At 67.2% G+C, this 19,745-nt stretch carries 17 protein-coding genes; 10 read left to right on the top strand and 7 right to left on the bottom strand.

Translation table 11 applies throughout. The features are described 5' to 3' along the window. Window positions 1-8: 8 nt before the first annotated feature. Window positions 9-3,647, bottom strand: a complete 3,639-nt coding sequence (locus HMPREF3014_RS15740; protein WP_023087009.1) for a transporter substrate-binding domain-containing protein — start codon at window positions 3,645-3,647, stop codon at window positions 9-11. Between the two features lie 101 nt (window positions 3,648-3,748). Then, window positions 3,749-4,927: a two-component system response regulator cyclic di-GMP-specific phosphodiesterase RocR gene (rocR, locus tag HMPREF3014_RS15735; protein ID WP_003106013.1), complete on the bottom strand. Its 1,179-nt coding sequence runs from the start codon at window positions 4,925-4,927 to the stop codon at window positions 3,749-3,751. A gap of 281 nt (window positions 4,928-5,208) precedes the next feature. Between rocR and HMPREF3014_RS15730 the strand changes: the two genes are divergently transcribed. Together HMPREF3014_RS15730 and HMPREF3014_RS15725 are read left to right on the top strand one after the other, a co-directional pair. Further along, entirely contained in the window at window positions 5,209-5,838 is a 630-nt protein-coding gene (locus tag HMPREF3014_RS15730) for a response regulator transcription factor (RefSeq protein WP_003106011.1), read from the top strand. A gap of 293 nt (window positions 5,839-6,131) precedes the next feature. Beyond that, a complete protein-coding gene (locus tag HMPREF3014_RS15725) occupies window positions 6,132-7,373 on the top strand; it encodes a TIGR03862 family flavoprotein (protein ID WP_023087008.1) in 1,242 nt (413 codons plus the stop codon). 22 nt (window positions 7,374-7,395) lie between these two features. Here the strand turns inward: HMPREF3014_RS15725 and HMPREF3014_RS15720 are convergent, their stop codons facing one another. From HMPREF3014_RS15720 to HMPREF3014_RS15710, 3 genes are all read right to left on the bottom strand, one after another. After that, window positions 7,396-8,745, bottom strand: coding sequence for an RNA helicase RhlE1 (locus HMPREF3014_RS15720; RefSeq protein ID WP_016253022.1), 1,350 nt, complete (start codon window positions 8,743-8,745; stop codon window positions 7,396-7,398). Window positions 8,746-8,822: 77 nt separating this feature from the next. After that, window positions 8,823-9,326, bottom strand: coding sequence for a LabA-like NYN domain-containing protein (locus tag HMPREF3014_RS15715; protein ID WP_017148443.1), 504 nt, complete (start codon window positions 9,324-9,326; stop codon window positions 8,823-8,825). A gap of 65 nt (window positions 9,327-9,391) precedes the next feature. Then, the gene (locus HMPREF3014_RS15710; RefSeq protein WP_019726682.1) at window positions 9,392-10,105 is read right to left on the bottom strand and encodes a DUF2076 domain-containing protein; all 714 of its coding nucleotides are present in this window, start codon (window positions 10,103-10,105) and stop codon (window positions 9,392-9,394) included. A gap of 99 nt (window positions 10,106-10,204) precedes the next feature. On the opposite strand from HMPREF3014_RS15710, the gene HMPREF3014_RS15705 reads away from it, so the two are divergent. The 4 genes from HMPREF3014_RS15705 (at window position 10,205) to HMPREF3014_RS15690 (ending at window position 13,279) form a co-directional block, all read left to right on the top strand. Beyond that, window positions 10,205-10,786, top strand: coding sequence for a cysteine hydrolase family protein (locus tag HMPREF3014_RS15705; protein WP_003106834.1), 582 nt, complete (start codon window positions 10,205-10,207; stop codon window positions 10,784-10,786). Between the two features lie 157 nt (window positions 10,787-10,943). Continuing rightward, the gene (gene sfnG / locus HMPREF3014_RS15700) at window positions 10,944-12,038 is read left to right on the top strand and encodes a dimethylsulfone monooxygenase SfnG (protein WP_003093107.1); all 1,095 of its coding nucleotides are present in this window, start codon (window positions 10,944-10,946) and stop codon (window positions 12,036-12,038) included. Window positions 12,039-12,121: 83 nt separating this feature from the next. Continuing rightward, window positions 12,122-12,778, top strand: coding sequence for a DUF7847 domain-containing protein (locus tag HMPREF3014_RS15695; protein WP_003106831.1), 657 nt, complete (start codon window positions 12,122-12,124; stop codon window positions 12,776-12,778). A gap of 66 nt (window positions 12,779-12,844) precedes the next feature. Then, the gene (locus tag HMPREF3014_RS15690; RefSeq protein WP_003106829.1) at window positions 12,845-13,279 is read left to right on the top strand and encodes a VOC family protein; all 435 of its coding nucleotides are present in this window, start codon (window positions 12,845-12,847) and stop codon (window positions 13,277-13,279) included. Window positions 13,280-13,285: 6 nt separating this feature from the next. On the opposite strand, the gene HMPREF3014_RS15685 is transcribed toward HMPREF3014_RS15690, so the two are convergent. Continuing rightward, window positions 13,286-14,122, bottom strand: a complete 837-nt coding sequence (locus HMPREF3014_RS15685) for an SDR family oxidoreductase (protein WP_003106828.1) — start codon at window positions 14,120-14,122, stop codon at window positions 13,286-13,288. A gap of 61 nt (window positions 14,123-14,183) precedes the next feature. Here HMPREF3014_RS15685 and HMPREF3014_RS15680 point away from each other — a divergent pair, with 61 nt between their 5' ends. From HMPREF3014_RS15680 to HMPREF3014_RS15670, 3 genes are all read left to right on the top strand, one after another. Then, window positions 14,184-15,323 carry an endonuclease/exonuclease/phosphatase family protein gene (locus HMPREF3014_RS15680; RefSeq protein ID WP_003110387.1) on the top strand — a complete coding sequence of 380 codons (1,140 nt, stop codon included), beginning with the start codon at window positions 14,184-14,186 and terminating at the stop codon, window positions 15,321-15,323. 89 nt (window positions 15,324-15,412) lie between these two features. After that, window positions 15,413-16,147 (top strand): substrate-binding periplasmic protein, encoded by a 735-nt coding sequence (locus tag HMPREF3014_RS15675; RefSeq protein WP_003106825.1) that lies wholly within the window; start codon window positions 15,413-15,415, stop codon window positions 16,145-16,147. 23 nt (window positions 16,148-16,170) lie between these two features. Then, on the top strand, window positions 16,171-16,578 hold the full coding sequence (locus HMPREF3014_RS15670; RefSeq protein WP_003093113.1) for a hypothetical protein: 408 nt from the start codon (window positions 16,171-16,173) through the stop codon (window positions 16,576-16,578). Between the two features lie 10 nt (window positions 16,579-16,588). Here HMPREF3014_RS15670 and hrpB read toward each other — a convergent pair whose 3' ends face one another. Beyond that, on the bottom strand, window positions 16,589-19,105 hold the full coding sequence (gene hrpB, locus HMPREF3014_RS15665) for an ATP-dependent helicase HrpB (RefSeq protein ID WP_023087007.1): 2,517 nt from the start codon (window positions 19,103-19,105) through the stop codon (window positions 16,589-16,591). Window positions 19,106-19,246: 141 nt separating this feature from the next. On the opposite strand from hrpB, the gene HMPREF3014_RS15660 reads away from it, so the two are divergent. Then, window positions 19,247-19,663: a hypothetical protein gene (locus tag HMPREF3014_RS15660; protein ID WP_023087006.1), complete on the top strand. Its 417-nt coding sequence runs from the start codon at window positions 19,247-19,249 to the stop codon at window positions 19,661-19,663. Window positions 19,664-19,745: the final 82 nt, after the last annotated feature.

Genomic DNA, 19,745 nt, shown 5'->3' with positions numbered 1-19,745 from the left:
GGGCCACGTCAATCCGTGCACTCTTCCACCAGGCTTTCGTCCAGGGCGAGGATCGCCAGTTTCACCCCAACGGCGCACTCTTCCACCCAGGCGAACGAGGCGTTCGGGCTGAGGCAGGCATCCTCGAGGCGCCGGCAGCTTTCCACCAGTTGCTCGCCACGCACCACCCTCGCCGCGCCCTTGATCCGATGCGCCAGCTCGGCCAGTTCGCCGGTCTCCTGGCGTTGCACCAGTCCCTCGAGGGTCTCCAGGTCCTTGCGGTTGCTGGTCAGCAGTTCGTCGAGCAGCCGCCTGAGCATCGTCGGCTCGCCGCCGGTCAGCGCATGCAGGGAATCCAGGTCGTAGAGACGGGGGGCCGTCGGTATGGCGACGGGTTCGGCATCGATGGTGACGGGCAGCTCGTCGGCGGCGAAGCCCAGGGCCAGCAGGCGCTCCTCGAGGACATCGAGGCCGATGGGCTTGATCAGGCACTCGTTCATTCCAGCCTGGATGCAGCGCTCGATCTCCTCCGGCTGGGCGTCCGCGGTGAGGCCGATGATGACCACCGGCTCCTCGCCATTCTCGCGCTCCTCCTGGCGGATCGAGCGGGCAAGGTCGGAGCCGCTCATCAGCGGCATGTGGCAGTCGGTGATGACCATGTCGAACGGTTGCCCATGCCACAGGTTGAGAGCGCTCAGGCCGTTCTCCGCTTCCTCCACGTCATGACCGAGGAAGCTCAGCTGTTGATGGAGGATCTGCCGGTTGACCGCATGATCGTCCACCACCAGCACCTGCAACCGCCGCGCCTGGCGACTGCCGAGCGGGATCGCCCGCACGTTCTCGACGATCGGTTCCAGCACCTGCAGGCGCAGCTCGATGTCGATCCGCGTACCCTGCCCCAGCTCGCTGCTCATCACCAGGCGCCCTCCCATCATTTCGCACAGCGAGCGCGAGATCACCAGGCCGAGCCCGGTGCCCTCGGTGTTCTGCAGGTTGCGGTTGACCTGGGCGAAAGGCCGGAACAACTGCTGCTGGTCGCCCAGGGAAATACCGATGCCGGTGTCTTCCACACAGAGATTGACCTGCAACAGCGACGGCTCCACCTGGCGGCCATCGATGCGGATGCGGATCGAGCCCTCGTCGGTGAACTTGATCGCGTTGCTGACCAGGTTGGAGAGGATCTGCTTGAAGCGCATGGCATCCAGCAGTACGTCGCCGTTGATGCTCGAATCGATCTCCAGCACCAAGCTCAGGCGCTTTTGCCGGGCCAGGCCTTCGAATACCCGTGCCACCGATTCCACCAGCTCGCGCAGGTTGGCCCGTTTCGGCGACAGGCTGAGGCGACCTGACTCGATGCGGGCGATGTCGAGAATATCGCCGATCAGCTCCAGCAGGCTCTTCGCCGAGGCATAGGCGATCTCGATGCTGGAACGGTCCACCCGACCGGTCTCGGCACGCTTGAGCGCCAGTTCGAGGATACCGATCACCGCGTTCATCGGCGTGCGGATCTCGTGGCTCATGGTCGCCAGGAAGGTGGTCTTGGCCCGGCTCGCTTCGTCGGCCAGATTCTTTGCCTCTTCCAGCTCATCGATCAACTGGCGGTGCTCGGTGATGTCCAGCCAGCCACAGATGACACCGCGGATGGTCCCGCTGGAATCGCGGAACGGCTGGATCCAGTGGTCGATCCAGCGCTCCCGACCGCCCAGCGCCACCGGGTAGACCGCCTCGATGGTCCTGCCCTCGCGCATGGCCATCAGGTAGCTGCGATGGAACTCCGGAGCGGTCTCGAAGTTTTCCATGGGCAGTTCGAGCACGGTGCGGTTCATCACCTCCTCGGAACTCAAGCCGACGCTCTGCAGGTAGCTGCGGTTGCAGGACAGCATCCGTCCGTTGACATCGCGCACATACAGCGGCGGAGGCATGCAGTCGGTCAGGGCCTCGACGAACCGCAACTGGTCGCTGAGCGCCTGTTCGACCCGCGCGCGCACCCTGATCTGCCGGCGCTGATAAGTGACCCAGCCCAGGCAGAGCAGCAGCAAGGCCGCTGCGATCGCCAGGATCTCGGTGATCACCAGGATGTAGTCGACCCAGGTCTGGCCGCTCATTCCCGGCGGCGAGCGCCAGCGATTGACGATATCGCTCAGGTCGTCCGGCGAGATGCTCAGCAAGGCCTTGTCGAGAATCGACTGGAGTTCGGCGTCGCCTCGGCGAACGGCGAAGTGGGCGGTGGCCGCACCGATGGGAACCAGGTCGGCGATCGCCAGCCTCTCGCGGAACAACCGGACGATGTAGTAGCGAGCGGTGACCAGCGGCACCACCGCCGCGTCGGCCCGTCCTTCGTAGACCAGGTTCATGGCATCCAGCGCGACGCCGACCTCCACCATCGAGGCCTGCGGATAGCGCTCGCGCACCTGTTGCATGCCCACATGGCCGGCGGGAATCGCTATGCGCTTGCCGTCGAGGCTTCCGGGGCTATCCGCGCGTCCCTTGTCGTCCGCCCGGGTGACGAGGACGTACGAGGTGGACAGGAACGAGCGGGTGAAACGCAGCATTTCCTCGCGCTTGCTGCTGCGGCTCATGATCGCCAGGTCCGCCTCCTTCCTGGCCAATACGCCGATCTGCTCGGGGAAGCCGCCACTGCGAGGCGTGACCTGGAAATGCAGGCCGGTGCGGCGGGAAATCATGTCCAGCAGGTCGGAGGCGATGCCCGAGAAGGTCTCGTCGGAATTGAAGAAGGCCAGCGGCGCCAGGTCGTCGTTGATGACCAACCGCACCACCGGGTGGCGAGCGATCCAGCGACTCTCCTGCGGCGTCAGCGCGATACGCTGGCCCGTTGGCAGGGAACCGCTGCCGACCCAGCGCCTGGCGATGCTTTCGAGACGGTCCTGGTTGATCGCGCCGATGGCCGAGTTGACGACGCGCAACAGGTTCGTGTCGCCGCGACGAAGGAGGAAGCCGTAGCCCCCTTCCAGGCGGGCATCGGCAAACCGCTCGAACCTCACGTAGCCGTAATAGGACCGATTGATCCGGTGGTAGGCGCTGAGCACATCGTCGAGATACAGGTCGGTATGTCCGAAAGCCACCGCGGCAACGGCCTCGTCATGGCTGCCGAAGACCACGAAACGCGCCCGCGGGAAACGCTGGCGCAATTCCCCGACATGCTCCCGGGCCACCGCCACGCTGAGTCCGGCGAGATCCTCCGGCGAGTTGCGCTTTTCCCCCATCCGCTTGAACACCGCCAATCGATCACGGGCATAGGGTTGGCTGAGCACCAGGGAGGAATCACCCGCCGAGCTGTAATGGCTGCCAAGCAGGTCGATCTTTCCGGCAGCGAGCGCCGCCACGGCATCCGCATGGGTATCGAAGCTCACGACCTTGATGCGCATGCCGAGCAACTGCCCGACCAGCGTGGCGACGTCCGCCGTTATGCCTTCGTAGTTCTCGTCGTCGAGCCGGACGTTGAAGGGCGAGGTCTCGTCCAGCGCCGCGCCGAGTCTCAGGTGACCCTTGTGGCGCAGCCAGGCCCAGTCGTCCTCGGCGATCGCCATGTCCTCGTGCTCGATGCGCAACTGGCTGAACAGCGTCAGGGACGGATGCGCTTCGACGGCGAACAGGCGTCCGCCCGACAGCAGCAGGCAGAAGAACAGCAGGAATAGTTTTGATCGCATGAAAGGTCTGTGCGGCAGGGCCGGCAGTTGTATGGAAAGGAAACGCGTCCGGCGCGAGGCCCGGCGTTCGGCTAGAGGCAGCCGAGGCCAGGGCGGCGGCGTCAGGATCCGGAGCAATAGTCGAGAAAGTGCTGTTCCGGCATCGGCCGGGCGAACAGGTAGCCCTGGGCTATGGAGCAACCGAGTTCGATCAGGCGTACCCGTTGTTCGTCGCTCTCCACCCCTTCCACCACCAGGGAAATTCCCAGCGCCTGCGCCAACGCCACGACACTGCTGATGACGGCGCAACTCCTGGGCTGGGTCTTCATCTTCTGGACGAAGGTTCTGTCCAGCTTGATCTGGCTGAAGGGAAACTCGCAGAGCCGGTCGAGGGACGAATAGCCGGCGCCGAAATCGTCCATCGCCAGGCCGCAGCCCATGATCCGCAGACGCACGAGGTTCTCCAGGCTGCTGGCAGGAGCGCTGATCAACCCGGTCTCGGTGATCTCGAACATCACCGAACTGGGCGGCAGGTGGAACTCGGTCAGCAACGCCGAGATGTTCTCGGCCAGGGCACGCGAACCCAGTTGCGAAGGATGGACGTTGAACGCCAGGTTGATCGGCTGCCCCAACTGCGCCAGCTTCCTGCGCGTCGCCAGCCCCTGGCTGAACAGTTGCCAGAACAGCTTGTCGACCAGGTTGTAGGTTTCCATCACATAGAGGAAATGCGACGGCGGCAATACGCCGAGATGCGGGTGGTTCCAGCGTGCCAGGACCTCGGCGCCGATCAGGCCGCCGCCATCCAGGGCCACCTTGGGCTGGTAGTAGGCTTCGAACTCGCCATTGTCGAGGCCGCGCACCACGTCCGCCACGGAGGGCAGCTCGGCGACTTCGATCTGTCGCGGCAGGTCCTGGCGACGAGCGTTGTAGCGGGTCAACAGGGCGGTGATCCGCTCCAGGCTGAATGGCTTGCCGAGGTCGCCGAGAAAATTGAGGCCCAGGCACTCGATCATCGAAATGGTGGCCTGGCGCAGGATGGGATCCACCTCGCTGCTGAGGATCACCGAATGGACCTTGCCGCTCAGGCTTGCGTGGCGAAGGAACGCCAGGCCGTCCATGCCGCTCATCTGCAGGTCGCAGATGGCGATGTCGACGTGTCCGCAGGACTCCAGGATCGCCACCGCCTCCTTGCCGTCCGCCGCCTCGAGGATCGATCCGGGCACCACTTTCTTCAGGGCTGTGACGGCTACCAGGCGCTGAAAAGGCTCATCCTCCAACACCAGAACATTCAAATCATTCATCACGGTCCACACAGGGTTTCCAGGAAATACCGGCGATATACTGCTGTGTTTCCCTTACTAGACCTATGGGACAAGTCCCCATGTTTTGTGGGAATTTTCCTACTGATTTGGAGGTTCGGTTGGATTAGCATGGTTCCACATGAAAAACCGAGTCGCCCCGCCTTAACAGGCTATTCTGGACGGCGATCTCGGCCTAGCGCCCAACATGGATGACCACCGGCGGCAGCGCCCGGGAAATCGAATCCCGACCCTGTCCCGGTCCCTCAAGGTAAATCGAATTTATGCATACCGTCCTGATCGTCGACGACCACCCCGTCATCCGTCTCGCCGTGCGCGTCCTGCTGGAAAAGCATGGTCTGCAGGTGGTCGCCGAGACGGACAATGGCGTGGATGCCATCCAGTTGGTCCGGGAGCACGAACCGGACGTGGTGATTCTCGACATCGGCATTCCCAAACTCGATGGCCTGACCGTGATCTCGCGGATCAAGTCCCTGGGACTGCGTAGCCAGGTGCTGGTACTCACTTCGCAATCCGCAGAGGCGTTCTGCAAGCGCTGCATCCAGGTCGGTGCCCGTGGGTTCGTCAACAAGGAAGAAGACCTGAACAACCTGATCAACGCCCTGAACGCGGTGACCGCTGGCTACACGTTCTTTCCTTCGCTCACGTTCGATACCCTCGGCACCCCGCCGGAACGCATTTCCGAAAGCGAGCTTATCGGCCTGCTCTCCGACCGCGAGATGATCGTCCTCCAGCATCTCGCCATGGGCTATTCGAACAAGGCCATCGGCGAGAAGCTGTTCCTCAGCAACAAGACCGTCAGCACCTACAAGACCCGCCTGCTGCAGAAGCTCGGCCTGGGTTCGCTGGTCGACCTCGCAGAGTTCGCCAAGCGCAATTCGCTGATCCACTGACCTGGCGCTTGGCTGTCGAAGCCAAGGCCTAGGGCACCTTCGGGCAAGCGCGACCGGAAGCCGTTCCTGCCACGCGACGAGCGTCGGCGGATTTCCACAAAGCGTGTGGAACCGCCTGTGGATAAGGTGCGAAAAACGCTTCGCGCAGCGCATCGTGCCTGGCCTTGCGACGGTTGATCAGTTCCTGACCAGGCGCACGGCGAGCGGACCAGGTGGCATCGACAAGGCTCGGAGGCGGTCTTCGCCTCGGTTACACTGCACGCCGGTTTCCCCAGGTCTCGCTCGTCGTCCACATGCCCAGTCAAGCATCCTCCCCTTCCCCCCAGGTCGCCATCGTCGGCGGCGGTCCCGCAGGCCTGATGGCCGCGGAGGTCCTGAGCCAGGCGGGCGTACGCACGGAAGTGTTCGACGCCATGCCCTCGGTCGGCCGGAAATTCCTCCTCGCGGGCGTCGGCGGCATGAACATCACCCATGCCGAGGCCAGGGAACAATTCCTCGGCCGCTATGGCAGGCGCCAGAAGGAAATCGCCGCACTGCTCGGCGAATTCGACGCGGATGCGTTGCGCGCCTGGATCCACGGCCTGGGTATCGACACCTTCGTCGGCAGTTCCGGCCGGGTGTTCCCCTCCGACATGAAGGCCGCCCCGTTGCTCCGTGCCTGGCTCAAGCGCCTGCGCGAGCAAGGCGTGCTCATCCACACCCGCTGCCGTTGGCTGGGCTGGAACGCGGACGGTACGCTGGACATCCAGAGCGCCGCCGAGCGCCTGTCGATACGCGCCGACGCCGTGATCCTGGCGCTCGGTGGCGGCAGTTGGCAGCGCCTGGGCTCCAACGGCGCCTGGGTGCCCCTGCTGCGCGCCCGTGGCATCGAGGTCGAGCCCCTGCGGCCAAGCAATTGCGGTTTCGAGATCGACGGCTGGAGCGAGCTGTTTCGCGACAAGTTCTCCGGCGCTCCGGTCAAACCGGTGGCCATGGGACTGGCGGGCGAAACGCCGCGCCAGGGCGAATTCGTCGTGACCCGCGACGGTATCGAGGGCAGCCTGGTCTATGCCCTCTCCGCCGCCATCCGCGAACGGATCGAGGCACGGGGTTCGGCCGAAGTATGGCTGGACCTGTTGCCGAACAGGCGTCGCGAGCAGATCGAGGCAGCCCTGGCTCGCCCGCGCGGCTCCAGGTCGATGGCCAATCACCTGCGCAGCCAGTTGGGCATCGATGGGGTTCGGGCCGGCCTCCTGCGTGAACTCACCCCCGCCGCCACCTATACCGAGCCGGCCCGCCTGGCGGCGGCGATCAAGCGCCTGCCGCTGACGCTGCTGCGCCCGCGTCCGCTGGACGAAGCGATCAGCAGCGCCGGCGGCGTACGCTTCGAGGCGCTCGACCACAACCTGATGCTCGATGGCCTGCCCGGCGTGTTCTGCGCTGGGGAAATGCTCGACTGGGAGGCGCCCACCGGCGGCTACCTGTTGACCGCCTGCTTCGCCAGCGGGCGCGTGGCCGGACTCGGCGCGCTGGCCTGGTTGCGCGGCAGGCGCTAGAGACCGGTACGCCAGCGCCTCGCTATTTGCCGGACGGCCGCTTCTTCGGCTTGCCCGCCGCACCCGCGCCGAAGCCCGGTGCCTTGCGCACCGCCTTGACCGTCGGCGCGCTGCTGTCGAACCAACTGCCCAAGTGGATCTTGCCGGGCTTGCCGACGCTCTCCGCGGCCTTGGGTTTCTTCGGCTTCTTCGGTTTCTTCAGCACCACGCCGCCCGGCGCGGTCTGCGGCACCCGGTGCTCCGGCTCGAAGTCGGGCTCCTCGCGGCGTTGCAGGGTCTGCCCGATCAGTGTCTCGATCGCCGCCAGCAGCTCCACTTCGTCGGCGCAGACCAGCGACACCGCCTGGCCGGAGGCACCGGCACGTCCGGTACGGCCGATGCGATGCACGTAGTCCTCGGCGACGATCGGCAGGTCGAAGTTGACCACCAGCGGCATTTCCTCGATATCCAGGCCACGCGCGGCCACGTCGGTGGCTACCAGCAGGTCTACCTCGCCGGCCTTGAACCGCTGCAAGGCGCGCAGCCGCGCCGGCTGCGGCTTGTCGCCATGGATCGAGTCGGCGGCGATACCCTGCCGCTGCAACAGTCCGACCAGTTCCTCGACGCTCTTGCGGGTCTTGGCGAAGACCAGCGCCTGGCGCCAGCGATTGGCCTGCAACAGGTGGCAGAACAGCTCGGCCTTGCGCTTCTTGTCCACCGGCACCAGCCATTGCCTGACGCTCTTCGCCGCGGTATTGCGCGGACTGACCTCGATGGACAGCGGGTCGCGCAGCAGTTCACGGGCCAGCGTGCGGATGGCGTCGGAGAAGGTCGCGGAAAACAGCAGGGTCTGGCGCTTGCGCGGCAGCGCGGCGAACAGTTCGTCCAGCTCGCGGGCGAAACCGAGGTCGAGCATGCGATCGGCTTCGTCCAGCACCAACGCCTGGAGCTGGGCGAACTTCACCGCGTTCTGCCGATACAGGTCGAGCAGCCGCCCGGGAGTGGCGACGAGGATATCCACTCCCTTGCGCAGCTTCATCATCTGCGGGTTGATGCTGACCCCACCGTAGGCCACCGCGGTACGCAGCGGCAGGTGCTGGCCGTAGTCGCGGACGCTGCCGTGGACCTGCTCGGCCAGTTCGCGGGTCGGAACCAGGACCAGTGCACGCACCGAGTTCGCAGCGACCTGCGGCCCCTCCAGGGTCAGCCGCTGCAGCAACGGCAGGGCGAAACCGGCGGTCTTGCCGGTGCCGGTCTGTGCTGCGGCGAGCAGGTCGCGGCCCTTGAGCGCCGGGGGTATGGCTTGGGCCTGGATCGGCGTAGGCGTGCCGTGGCCGAGCCCTTCGAGGGCCTTGAGCAGGGGGTCGAGCAGACCGAGGGAAGCGAACGTCATGAGCGACTCGGAAAAAAGGAAACGGACGGCATTCTAGCGGATTCGCCGTCTCCCATCGTCCTCTGGAGCGCGGCCGGTCAGCCCTTGAGTAGCAATCCGCCCTCGATCGGCACGTAGCGCGACGCCGCTCGGATCAGCGCGTTGGCGGTCAGGCCAGGCACCCCGTAGGCCGTAGCCACGACGCCGTGGGCGCGGATGACCTTCTCCAGCAGCAGATCGAAGTCGCCGTCACCGGACAGCAGCACCACTTCGTCCACCCGTGGCGCGGCATCCAGTACGTCGATGGTGATGCCGACATCCCAGTCACCCTTGGCCGAGCCGTCGGCACGCTGGATGTAGGGCTTCAGCTTCACCGTGAAACCGAGGTTGCGCAGAATCTGCTGGAACTGCTGCTGACGCGGGTCGCCGCGGTCGATGGCGTAGGCATAGGCCTCGACGATGCTCCCGCCGCGAGCGATGTCTGCCCACAGGGCGGCGTAGTTGAGATGGCAGCCGTAGGCCTGGCGCACGGTGTAGTAGAGGTTCTGCACATCGGCGAAGACAGCGATCTTCTTCACCGCGGGCGACTCGGGACGACTCAAGGGGAACTCCGGAACGACGGCAGTGGGCCACCATTATCGCAGCCCACGGCCCGCAACCCTAACGGTCAGGTGAACAAATCGTCGTCGCCGAGGAAGCTGGAGTCGTCGTTGAAGTCGCTGTCGCTGAAATCGCCATCGGCGAAACCGCCGTCGGCGGGATAGTCGCTATCGGCGAAGCGCTCGGTCGCCGGCTCGGGATCGGCAAACTGGCTGGCGTCGAGGTTATCCACCGGGACGTCCTGGATCACCTCGACGATTTCCTGCGGCTGGCTGTGGCGGAACATGCCGGTGAGCAGGTCGGCCACCAGCATCCCGCCAGCGACCCCAGCGGCCGTCTGCAGCGCACCGCCGAGAAAGCCGCTGGCCCGCGAAGGCGCGGCCGCCGCGGCGGGCGCCATACCCGGACGCATGTCGCCGGCCGCCGCCGGATTGGAGAAACGCGTCTCGCCCCAGCCCGCCGGGCGCCCCGATTGGCTCGGCGCCGGCTCGTCGCGCGCGCCGCCGCCGAACAGGCCGGAGAGGAAGCCGCCGCTGCTCGGACGGCTCTGCTGCAACTGGGCGACCTGCGCCTCGAGCTCCTTCACCCGTTGGTCGAGGCGCTTCAGCGCGGCTTCCTGGATCAGCACCACCTGCGCCATGTAGTACGGCGCCGCCGGCTGCCGCACCAGGTGCTGGTTGATCTGCGCCTCGGCCTCGGCGTCACGCGGAGCGGACTGCCCCTCGGCCTCGCGCAGGCGGCTGAACAGGCCGTCGATCAGGGTTTTCTCATCGGATTTCATCGCACGCCTCGACTGCATTTCGAGAAGGAAGGATGGATTGCACCAAAGGGAAATATTGGAGCACCCTGCACGATCTCAAGTTCCTCCGGTGAATTCCCGATGAATGACGATGCCCAGCGCTCCGCACGGTCCCAGGTCGCCCTGCTGATCGTCGACCTGCAACGCGGCATGCAGCGCCACGACCTGCCGCCGCGCAACAATCCCGGCGCCGAGGCGCGCATCGTCGAACTGCTTGCCGCCTGGCGCGCCGCCGGCTGGCCGGTGGTGCACGTCCGGCACGTATCCCGGCAGCCCGGCTCGCCCTTCGCGCCCGGCCAGCCTGGCGTGGAGTTCCAGCCAGCGCTGGCGCCGCGCGACGACGAGGCGGTGTTCGAGAAGAACGTTCCCGACGCCTTCATCAACAGCGGCCTGCAACGCTGGCTCCATGTCCGCGACATCCGCCAGGTGGCGCTCGTCGGGGTAGCCACGGAGAACTCGGTGGAAGCCAGCGCACGCAGCGCCGGCAACCTCGGCTTCCAGACCTGGGTAGTGGCCGACGCCTGCTTCACCTTCGCCAAGCCCGATTTCCACGGCACCCCGCGCAGCGCCGACGAGGTGCATGCGATGGCGTTGGCCAACCTGCACGGCGAGTACGCCGTGGTACTGCGCGCCGCCGAACTGTTGCAGCGCTTGCCGGCCTGACTGTCTGCCGGGCAACAGCGGGACAACAGGGCTGTCCGGCAGAAGACAGGCCGGTTCCGCCATATCCCCCATAAGCCATTGATTCGAAAACATGAATCCGGGATGGCACGGTTCCTTCATAGACACCGGACCACGCCCCTACCCGGAGATACCCCCGATGAGCCAAGAGCAACAGCCGATCCGCTTCGCCTACTGGGTCCCCAACGTCAGCGGCGGCCTGGTGGTGAGCAAGATCGAGCAACGCACCAGCTGGGACATCGACTACAACCGCAAGCTGGCCCAGTTGGCGGAACGCAACGGCTTCGACTACGCCCTCTCGCAGATCCGCTTCACCGCCGGCTACGGCGCCGAGTACCAGCACGAGTCGGTGGCCATCAGCCACGCCCTGCTGGCGGCCACCGAGAAGCTCAAGGTGATCGCGGCGATCCTGCCTGGCCCCTGGCATCCGGCGGTGGTGGCCAAGCAACTGGCGACGATCGACCAACTGACCAATGGCCGGGTCGCGGTGAACATCGTCAGCGGCTGGTTCAAGGGAGAGTTCACCGGCATCGGCGAACCCTGGCTGGAGCACGACGAACGCTATCGGCGCTCCGAGGAGTTCATCCGCGTGCTGAAAGGCATCTGGACCGAGGAAAACTTCACCTTCAAGGGCGATTTCTATCGTTTCCACGACTACACCCTGAAACCCAAGCCGATCCAGCAGCCGCACCCGGAAATCTTCCAGGGCGGCAGCTCGCGGGCGGCGCGGGACATGGCCTCGCGCGTGTCCGACTGGTACTTCACCAACGGCAACAGCATCGACGGCATCCGCGCCCAGGTCGAGGACATCCGCGCCAAGGCGGCGGCCAACGGCCATTCGGTCAAGGTCGGAGTGAACGCCTTCATCATTGCCCGCGACACCGAGGAGGAAGCGCGGGCGGTGCTCGACGAGATCATCGCCAAGGCCGACTACGAGGCGGTGAACGCCTTCGGCGACGCGGTGAAACAGGCCGGCAAGGCCTCGCCGGAGGGCGATGGCAACTGGGCCAAATCCACCTTCGAAGACCTGGTGCAATACAACGACGGCTTCAAGACCAACCTGATCGGCACGCCACGGCAGATCGCCGAGCGCATCGTCGCGCTGAAGGCGGCCGGGGTCGACCTGGTGCTGTCGGCCTTCCTGCACTTCCACGAAGAAGTGGAGTATTTCGGCAAGCACGTGTTGCCGCTGGTCCGCGAACTGGAGCAGGCCCAGGCTCGCGAAGCGGCCTGAACGGCAACGGCGGCCGCCAGGCGTTGGCCTCGGCGGCCGGCTGGGTTAGAGTCGCGGGCTCGTATCCGATCTGCCGACCCGCGATGAATCCTCTGCTGCCGCTGCGTGACGCCTGGTTCTTCTTCACCCGCCACCTGACCACCCTGGTGCCGCTCTGCCTGCCCTGGATATTCCTCGAAAGCCTGCTCCAGCAGCAGATCGACGAAGCCGTCGGCCCCCAGCAGATGGGCGCCTGGAGCCTGGTCGCCGGACTGCTCTTCTACCCGCTCTACACCGCAGCCCTGATCCTGTTCATGGACGCGCGCGGGCGCGACGAGCGGCCTCGCGTCGGCCAGCTGTGGAGCGCCGCGCTGCGCCTGTGGCCAGCCTTCGCGCTACTCGCGGCGCTGACTTCGCTGCTGATCGTGCTCGGCCTGTCGCTGCTGATCCTGCCGGGCATCTTCGTCATGGTGAAGCTGTCCTTCGCCGAATTCTGCCTGGTGCTGCGCGGCCGTAGTCCGCTGCAGGCGCTGCGGGAAAGCTTCGAGTTCACCCGTGGGCGATTCTTCCTGATCCTCGCCTGTTCGCTGGTGATCCTGCTGCCGGTCTGGAGCCTGGAAGCCTGGCTCGCCGATTCGGCCGGCGACGCCGTCGTGCTGCGGGTCGCCCTGCATACGCTCAGCGGGTTCTTCCAGCTGCTGTTGACCATCGTCGCCTTCCGCATCTACAGCCTCGGTCCGGCGCCACGCAACGGGATGTGAACGGCGCCGCGCGCCGATTCGCCGCGCTGGCCTATGCTTGACGAGCCCTGCCTCGAGGAACGGACCATGAGCGACGAATCGGCCAACCCCAGCTGCATTTCCCACCTGTCCATCGGCACCAACGACTTTCCCCGTGCCCGAGCCTTCTACGACGCGGTGATGGCCGCCCTCGGCTGCAAGGTGATCCTCGAATACCCCGGCGCCGTAGCCTACGGCAAGCTCTATCCGGAGTTCTGGGTGCAGGCGCCGATCGACGGCCGTCCCGCCAGCGTCGGCAACGGCAGCCACGTCGGCTTCTTCGCCGACAGCAAGGCCCAGGTCGACGCCTTCCACGCCGCGGCCCTGGCCGCCGGCGCACGCGACGAGGGCGCGCCGGGCCCGCGTCCGCTGTACGGCGAGCCCTACTACGGGTGTTTCATCCGCGACCTCGACGGGCACAAGGTCGAGGCCTCCTACTGGGACATGAGCCAGGGCTTCGACGCCCACGACCACGCCCACTGAGCACCGTCAGGGTTGCGGCTTGAGTCCCGACAGGCGCGGCACCAGCAGCTTTTCGAAGAGACGCGGAAAGAAGCGCGCCAGCAGCCGCGCCCGCCAGTTGACGTTGGACAGCACCAGCAGGCGCCGGCGCCGCGCGGCGCCCTGGAAGATCGCCTCGGCGACCTCCACCGGCGATGCCACCTGGCTGCCCAGCACTTGCACCGGCTGGCGAGTCACCGAGCCATCGCCGACCAGCGCGTTCTTGCGCAGGTCGGTGGCGGTGAATCCCGGGCAGGCCAGGGTCACGCTGACGCCGGTGCCTTCCAGCTCCATCCGCAGGGTATCGAACAGACCGTGCAAGGCATGCTTGCTGGCGTTGTAGGCGCTGCGGTAGAGCAACGGGGCGAAACCGGTCAGCGAACCGAGCACGACGATCTGCCCGCGCCGTTCGAGCAGGCTCGGCAGCGCCGCGCGGGTGCAATGCACGGCGCCGAAGAAGTTCACCGCCATGACCTTGCGGAAAACCCCCAGGCCGGTTTCGGCGAAGGTACCGCGGTGGGTGATGCCGGCGTTGTTGACCAGCACGTCGATGCCGCCGAAGCGCTCCACCGCCAGCGCCACGGCACGCTCCACCGCATCGGCGTCGGCGACGTCGCAGCGCAGGCCGAGCGCCTCGCCGCCGAGATGGTCGCGCAGGTGCTGGACCAAACTGTCCAGCGCCGCCTGGTCGAGGTCGAGGATCGCCAGTCGCGCACCGGCCCGGGCGAAACGCAGCGCCAGCGCGCGACCGATGCCGGAACAGCCGCCGCTGACCAGCACCACCTTGTGGCGGTAGGCCTGGCTGCTGAATACCTTGCGCGGCATGCGGTACCCTCCCGCTCGAAAAAACGCGAACCCTTGCGTCAATTCGACCTGCAAGGGTGAAATGCGCGGCGGCAAGCTCTATGCTCTGGTCCTTTCCAGCATAGTCTCGATTGCGATGTCACTGCCCCGTCTACGCAACCTGCTGTTCGTCGGCCTGCTCCTGCTGGTCGGCGGTGCCCTGCTCGCCAGCTACCTGCTGAGCTGGCAACCCGCCGATCGCGAAGCCGCGCCCCTGCATTGCCAGGGCGCCGCGCCGGCGCTGAAGCCGGGGCAGGCCCTGAAGGTGATGACCTGGAACATCCAGTACCTGGCCGGCAAGCGCTACGTCTTCTGGGACGACCTGCCGGATGCCACCGGCCCGGACCAGCGCCCCACCGCCGAAGACCTGGCGTTCACCCTCGACGAGGTGGTCCGGGTGATCCGCGACGAGCAGCCGGACCTGGTCCTGCTCCAGGAGATCGACGACGGCTCCAGCGCCACCGACGATCAGGACCAACTGGCGCTGATCCAGGAGCGCATCAACGATCTCTACCATTGCAGCGCCCAGGCCTACGAGTGGAAGTCGGCCTTCGTGCCGACGCCGCACATCTTCGGCAGCGTCGGCCGCAAGCAGGCCACCCTGAGCCGCTATCGCATCGATAGCGCCGAGCGGCGCCAGTTGCCACCACGCGATGGCGGGCTGTTCGACCGCCTGTTCGGGCCGCGCCCGGCGATCCTGGTCAGCCACCTGCCGATCGACGGCGGCGGCGAGCTGGCCGTGCTCAATGCCCGCTTCGACCGCCCGCAGGCGAACGACGACACCCTCGAGCGCCAGGTCGAGACCACCCGTACGCTACTCGACGAACTGCAGGCCAGGCGCACGCCCTGGCTGCTCGGCGGCGACCTCAACCTGCTGCCGCCCGGCCAGTATCCCTACCTGCTGGCGCCGCTGCGCGCGCCCTACCGGGAAGACAGCGAACTGGCCGTCCTGAGCGGGCGCTTCCCGATGGTGCCGTCGCTGGAAGAGGCCAGTGGCGTCGACCAGGTTCGCTGGTACACGCACTTCCCCAACGACCCACGGGTCCAGGGGCCGGATCGGACCCTCGACTACCTGTTCCACAGCCCCTCGCTGACCCGTCTCGATGCCCGGGTCCGGCGCAGCGATACGCTGCAGATCTCCAACCACCTGCCGCTCGCCGCGCGCTTCCTGCTGCCCCATTGACCGGGCGCGCGCCGGGCTGGACAAGCGGCCCGGCGCGCCGCATGCTTCGCCCCCATTCATAACAACAAAAAACGGCAAGGCCGCACACCATGCCCCTACGCACCACAACGCCCCTGCTCGCGCTGCTGGCGTTCGCCCTGCTGGCCGCCCCGCAGCTCCATGCGCAGGACGCAAGGCCGTCGTTGAACGTCGGCTACTACGAATTCCCCCCCTACATCTATACCGCCCGGGATGGCCACGCCGCCGGTTCCGGCGCCCGCCTGGTCCGCCTGCTGCTGGAGCGGGCCGGCTATCGTCCGGCGTTCCGCGCCCTGCCCAGCGCGCGCCTGTACCTGGGGCTGCAGGATGGCAGCGTGGCGCTGTGGGCCGGCGCGGCCAAGCCGGAGCTGGCCGCCGACACCCTCCAGGCGCGGCGCGTGCTCGGCCACGTCAGCCTGAACCTGTACTACCCGGCGCACCAGCCGGCACCGCGGGTTCCCCAGGACCTGGCCGGACGCCGGCTGATCCTGATCAGCGGCTACAGCTACTGGAAACCGGTCACCGACTTCATCCAGGACCCCAACCTGCACCTGCGCCTGTACCGCACCGGCACCCACCACGCCGCCTTGCGCATGCTCGAACTCGGGCGCGGCGACTACCTGCTCGACTACCAGGCGCCGGTGGAAGCGGCCAGCCGCCAGGCGTTGGCAAGCCAGGAACTGTACCGCCTGCCGCTGCGGATGATCGTCTCGCGCCACATTCCCGGCGCCGAAGCGCTGCGCGACCGCCTGGACCAGGCCTACGACCAGTTGCGGAGCGACGGCGCCGACCTGTCCCTGCTGTGAACCGACCCCGGAGGAGGAGCCCGATGCATACCGCCATCCCCTGCTGCACGATCAACGGCGAACAGCCCGCCCTGCGCGGACAGGTCTGCCAGTCGCTGCTGATCCAGGAATGGTGGTGGGAAGGCCGTCCGGCCGATCCGGTGAACGTGGTCTACCTGCAGTTCGAGCAACGCTGGTATCGCCTCTACTTCGAGGGCGAGACGGTGTTCTGGCGCAGCGGCGAAGCGCCGCGGCCCTGCGAGAACGACGAAGGCCCGGGCGAGTACCGCCTGCACGACCTCGGCCGGCAGCGCGGCCTGGTCGGTGTGCGCCTGCTGGCCCTGGAGTTCGTCCTCAACGGCCCGACCCTGGACAGCCACTTCGACTTCGCCGACGGCCAGCGCCTGAGTTTCCGGCACTTCCTCGACGACGACCTGACCCGGGTGCTCTGAGCGCCGTCGACTACTTGCGTGGCTTGGCCCGGGCAGTGGCCTCGGCCACCAGCGGGTCGTCCGGCCAATAATGCTTCGGATAGCGTCCCTTCAGGTCCTTCCTGACTTCCGCATAGGTGCTGCGCCAGAAGTTCGCCAGGTCCTGGGTCACCTGCACCGGGCGATGCGCGGGAGACAGCAGGTGCAGCTTCACTGCCAGGCGGCCCTGGGCGATGCGCGGAGTGTCGCCGAGGCCGAACAGTTCCTGCAGGCGCACCGCGAGGATCGGCGGGGTTTCGCTGTAGTCCAGGCGGATGCGCGAGCCGGAGGGGACTTCCAGGGTTTTCGGCGCCCACTCGTCGAGACGCTGCGGTAATGGCCAGGGCAACAGCCCGGCGAGGATCGAAGCCAGGTCGAGGTTGGCGAAGTGAGCCAGGCGGGTGACCTTGCCGAGATAGGCCGGCAACCATTCCTCCAACCGTTCCAGCAACGCGGCGTCGCTGACGTCCGGCCACTCGCTCTCGCCCTTGTCTTCCAGGTCCAGCCGGCGCAGCAAGCCGATGCGCGCCTGCCACTGGCGCAGTTCCGGGGTCCAGGGCAACAACTCCAGGCCCTTGCGCCGGACCAGGCCGAGCAGCGCCTGGCTGCGCGCCGCTTCGTCGAGGCCGGGTAGCGCCTCGCTGGACAGCACCAGTTCGCCGACCCGGCGCTGGCGCTCGGCACGCAGCACGCCTTCGCGCTCGTCCCACTGCAGCTCGTCGCGCTGGCTGACCTGCTCCGCCAGGACCGTATCGAACAACCTCGGATCGAGTTCGGCGGCCAGGTAGATCCGCTCTTCGCGCTGGCCCTGGCGGCTGCCCAGATCGGCGATCACCAGCCAGGGCTGCTTCATCAGGCTGTCCGGTTCGCCGAACTGCGCAGCGCGTCCATTGGCCAGCCGGTAGTCGCCGCCACCGGCGCGGCGCTGGCGAGCGATGCGGTCGGGATAGGCGAAGGCCAGCAGGCAACCCAGCCAACGCGGATGACCGGGATCGACGACCGCCTCGCTGGCGGCGCCGCGCAGGTAACCGCGGAACTGCCGGGCCAGTTGCCGGGCGCGCTGTACCGCGCCGCGCGAGGCGCCAGTGCGGGCCTCGCCGGCGAGCAGGGCGAGACGGCTGTGCAGGTCGGCGCCGCCGCCACGCTGTATGTCACGTTCGCCGAGCAGCGCCGCTACGTCGCAAGCCAGTTCGCCAAGGCCGAGGGCCTGGCCGCGCAGCAGCAGGTGGGCAATGCGCGGATGGGTCGGCAATTCGGCCATCGCCTGGCCATGGGCACTCAACGCGCCGCTGGCGTACAGCGCCCCCAGCCGCCCGAGCAGCTCGCGGGCCTGGGCGTAGGCCGCCGCGGGCGGCGCGTCGAGCCAGGCCAGCTCCTCCGGCGCCACGCCCCAGCGCGCCAGTTGCAGGGCCAGCCCGGCCAGATCGGCCTGGAGGATTTCCGCCGTGCCGTAGGCAGGCAACTGCTCATGCTGGCTCTCCGACCACAAGCGGTAGCATACGCCCGGCTCCAGGCGCCCTGCGCGGCCGGCACGCTGGGTAGCGGAGGCGCGGGAGATGCGCTGGGTCTCCAGGCGGGTCATGCCGCTACCCGGATCGAAGCGCGGCACCCGCGCCAGGCCGGCGTCGATCACCACCCGTACGCCGTCGATGGTCAGGCTGGTCTCGGCGATGTTGGTCGCCAGCACCACCTTGCGCGTGCCCCGCGACGCCGGCTCGATGGCGGCGCGCTGGGCGGCGAGGTCGAGCTCGCCATGCAGCGGGCAGAGCAGCACCTCGGGGCGACCGCCAAGGGCCTCGCGCAAGCCTTCGTGAACGCGGCGGATCTCAGCCTGGCCGGGAAGAAAGACCAGCACGCTGCCGCTTTCCTCCGCCAGCGCCTGGAGCACCGCCTGCTGCACCCGCGGCTCGATGAACTCGCCGGGTTGCGCCGCCCGTCCCCAGCGGATATCCACCGGGAACATGCGGCCCTCGCTGCGCACCACCGGCGCTTCGCCGAGCAGCGCCGCAAGACGCTCGCCCTCCAGGGTCGCCGACATCACCAGCACTTTCAGCGGCGGCTCGTCGCGCAACAGTTCGCGGCCATTGAGAGTCAGCGCCAGGGCCAGGTCGGCATCCAGGCTGCGCTCGTGGAATTCGTCGAAGATCACCAGGCCGACACCGTCCAGCGCCGGGTCGTCTTGCAGGCGACGGGCAAGGATACCCTCGGTGACCACTTCGATGCGGGTCTTCGGGCCGACCCTGCTCTCCAGGCGGATCCGGTAGCCGACGGTCTCGCCGACCTTTTCGCCCAGCTCGGCGGCCAGCCGCTCGGCCGCGGCCCGCGCCGCCAGGCGTCGCGGTTCGAGCATGAGGATGCGTTGGCCGGCGAGCCAGGGCTCGTCGAGCAGGGCCAGCGGCACCCGGGTGGTCTTGCCGGCACCCGGCGGGGCTTCCAGGACGGCCTGGTGTTGTGCGCCAAGGGCCTGGCGCAGGGCGGGAACAACGGCGTCGATGGGTAGGGAAATCATGCTGGCTCCGGACTGACCGACGAAGTATACCGGCGAACCGGCAGGCGCTTTCGACGGTCTTATCGTCATCGTCGCGGCAGAAGATTGCCGAACGCTGGTCGATTGCTATAGTTCGCCGTCATGTTCACCCGGAGGTCATACATGCGCCTTGCCACCCGCGTTTCCTGTGCCGTTCTCAGTGCAGCCCTGCTGAGCCAGTTGTCGGCCTGCGGTACGCTGTTCTACCCCGAGCGACGCGGCCAGATCGACGGTCGCATCGATCCGGCCATCGTCGCCTTCGACGCCATCGGCCTGCTGTTCTATATCATCCCCGGCCTGATCGCCTTCGGCGTCGACTTCGCCACCGGCGCCATCTACCTGCCCGACGCCAAGTACTCGGTCGCCCCGGAAGTGCTCAAGGATGCCGTCGGCGCGGACGGCAAGGTCGACAACCGCAAGCTCAGGGCCATCCTCGAACGCGAGATCGGCCGTGAACTGCCGCTCGACGACCCGCGCCTGATCCGCCACAGCGGCAGCGTCGAGCAACTGGCGGCCTATGGCCTGAAGCCGGCCGCCTGATCCGCCCTCCGAGCGCGACCGTGCGTCAGTGCCCGGTCGCCGCCCGGTTGGTTTACAGTGGCGCCGTCCCTCCTGACAGAAG

It is taken from the genome of Pseudomonas sp. HMSC065H01 (assembly GCF_001815235.1).
Taxonomy (GTDB): domain Bacteria; phylum Pseudomonadota; class Gammaproteobacteria; order Pseudomonadales; family Pseudomonadaceae; genus Pseudomonas; species Pseudomonas aeruginosa.
This window is presented reverse-complemented; position numbering and strand designations above follow the sequence as displayed.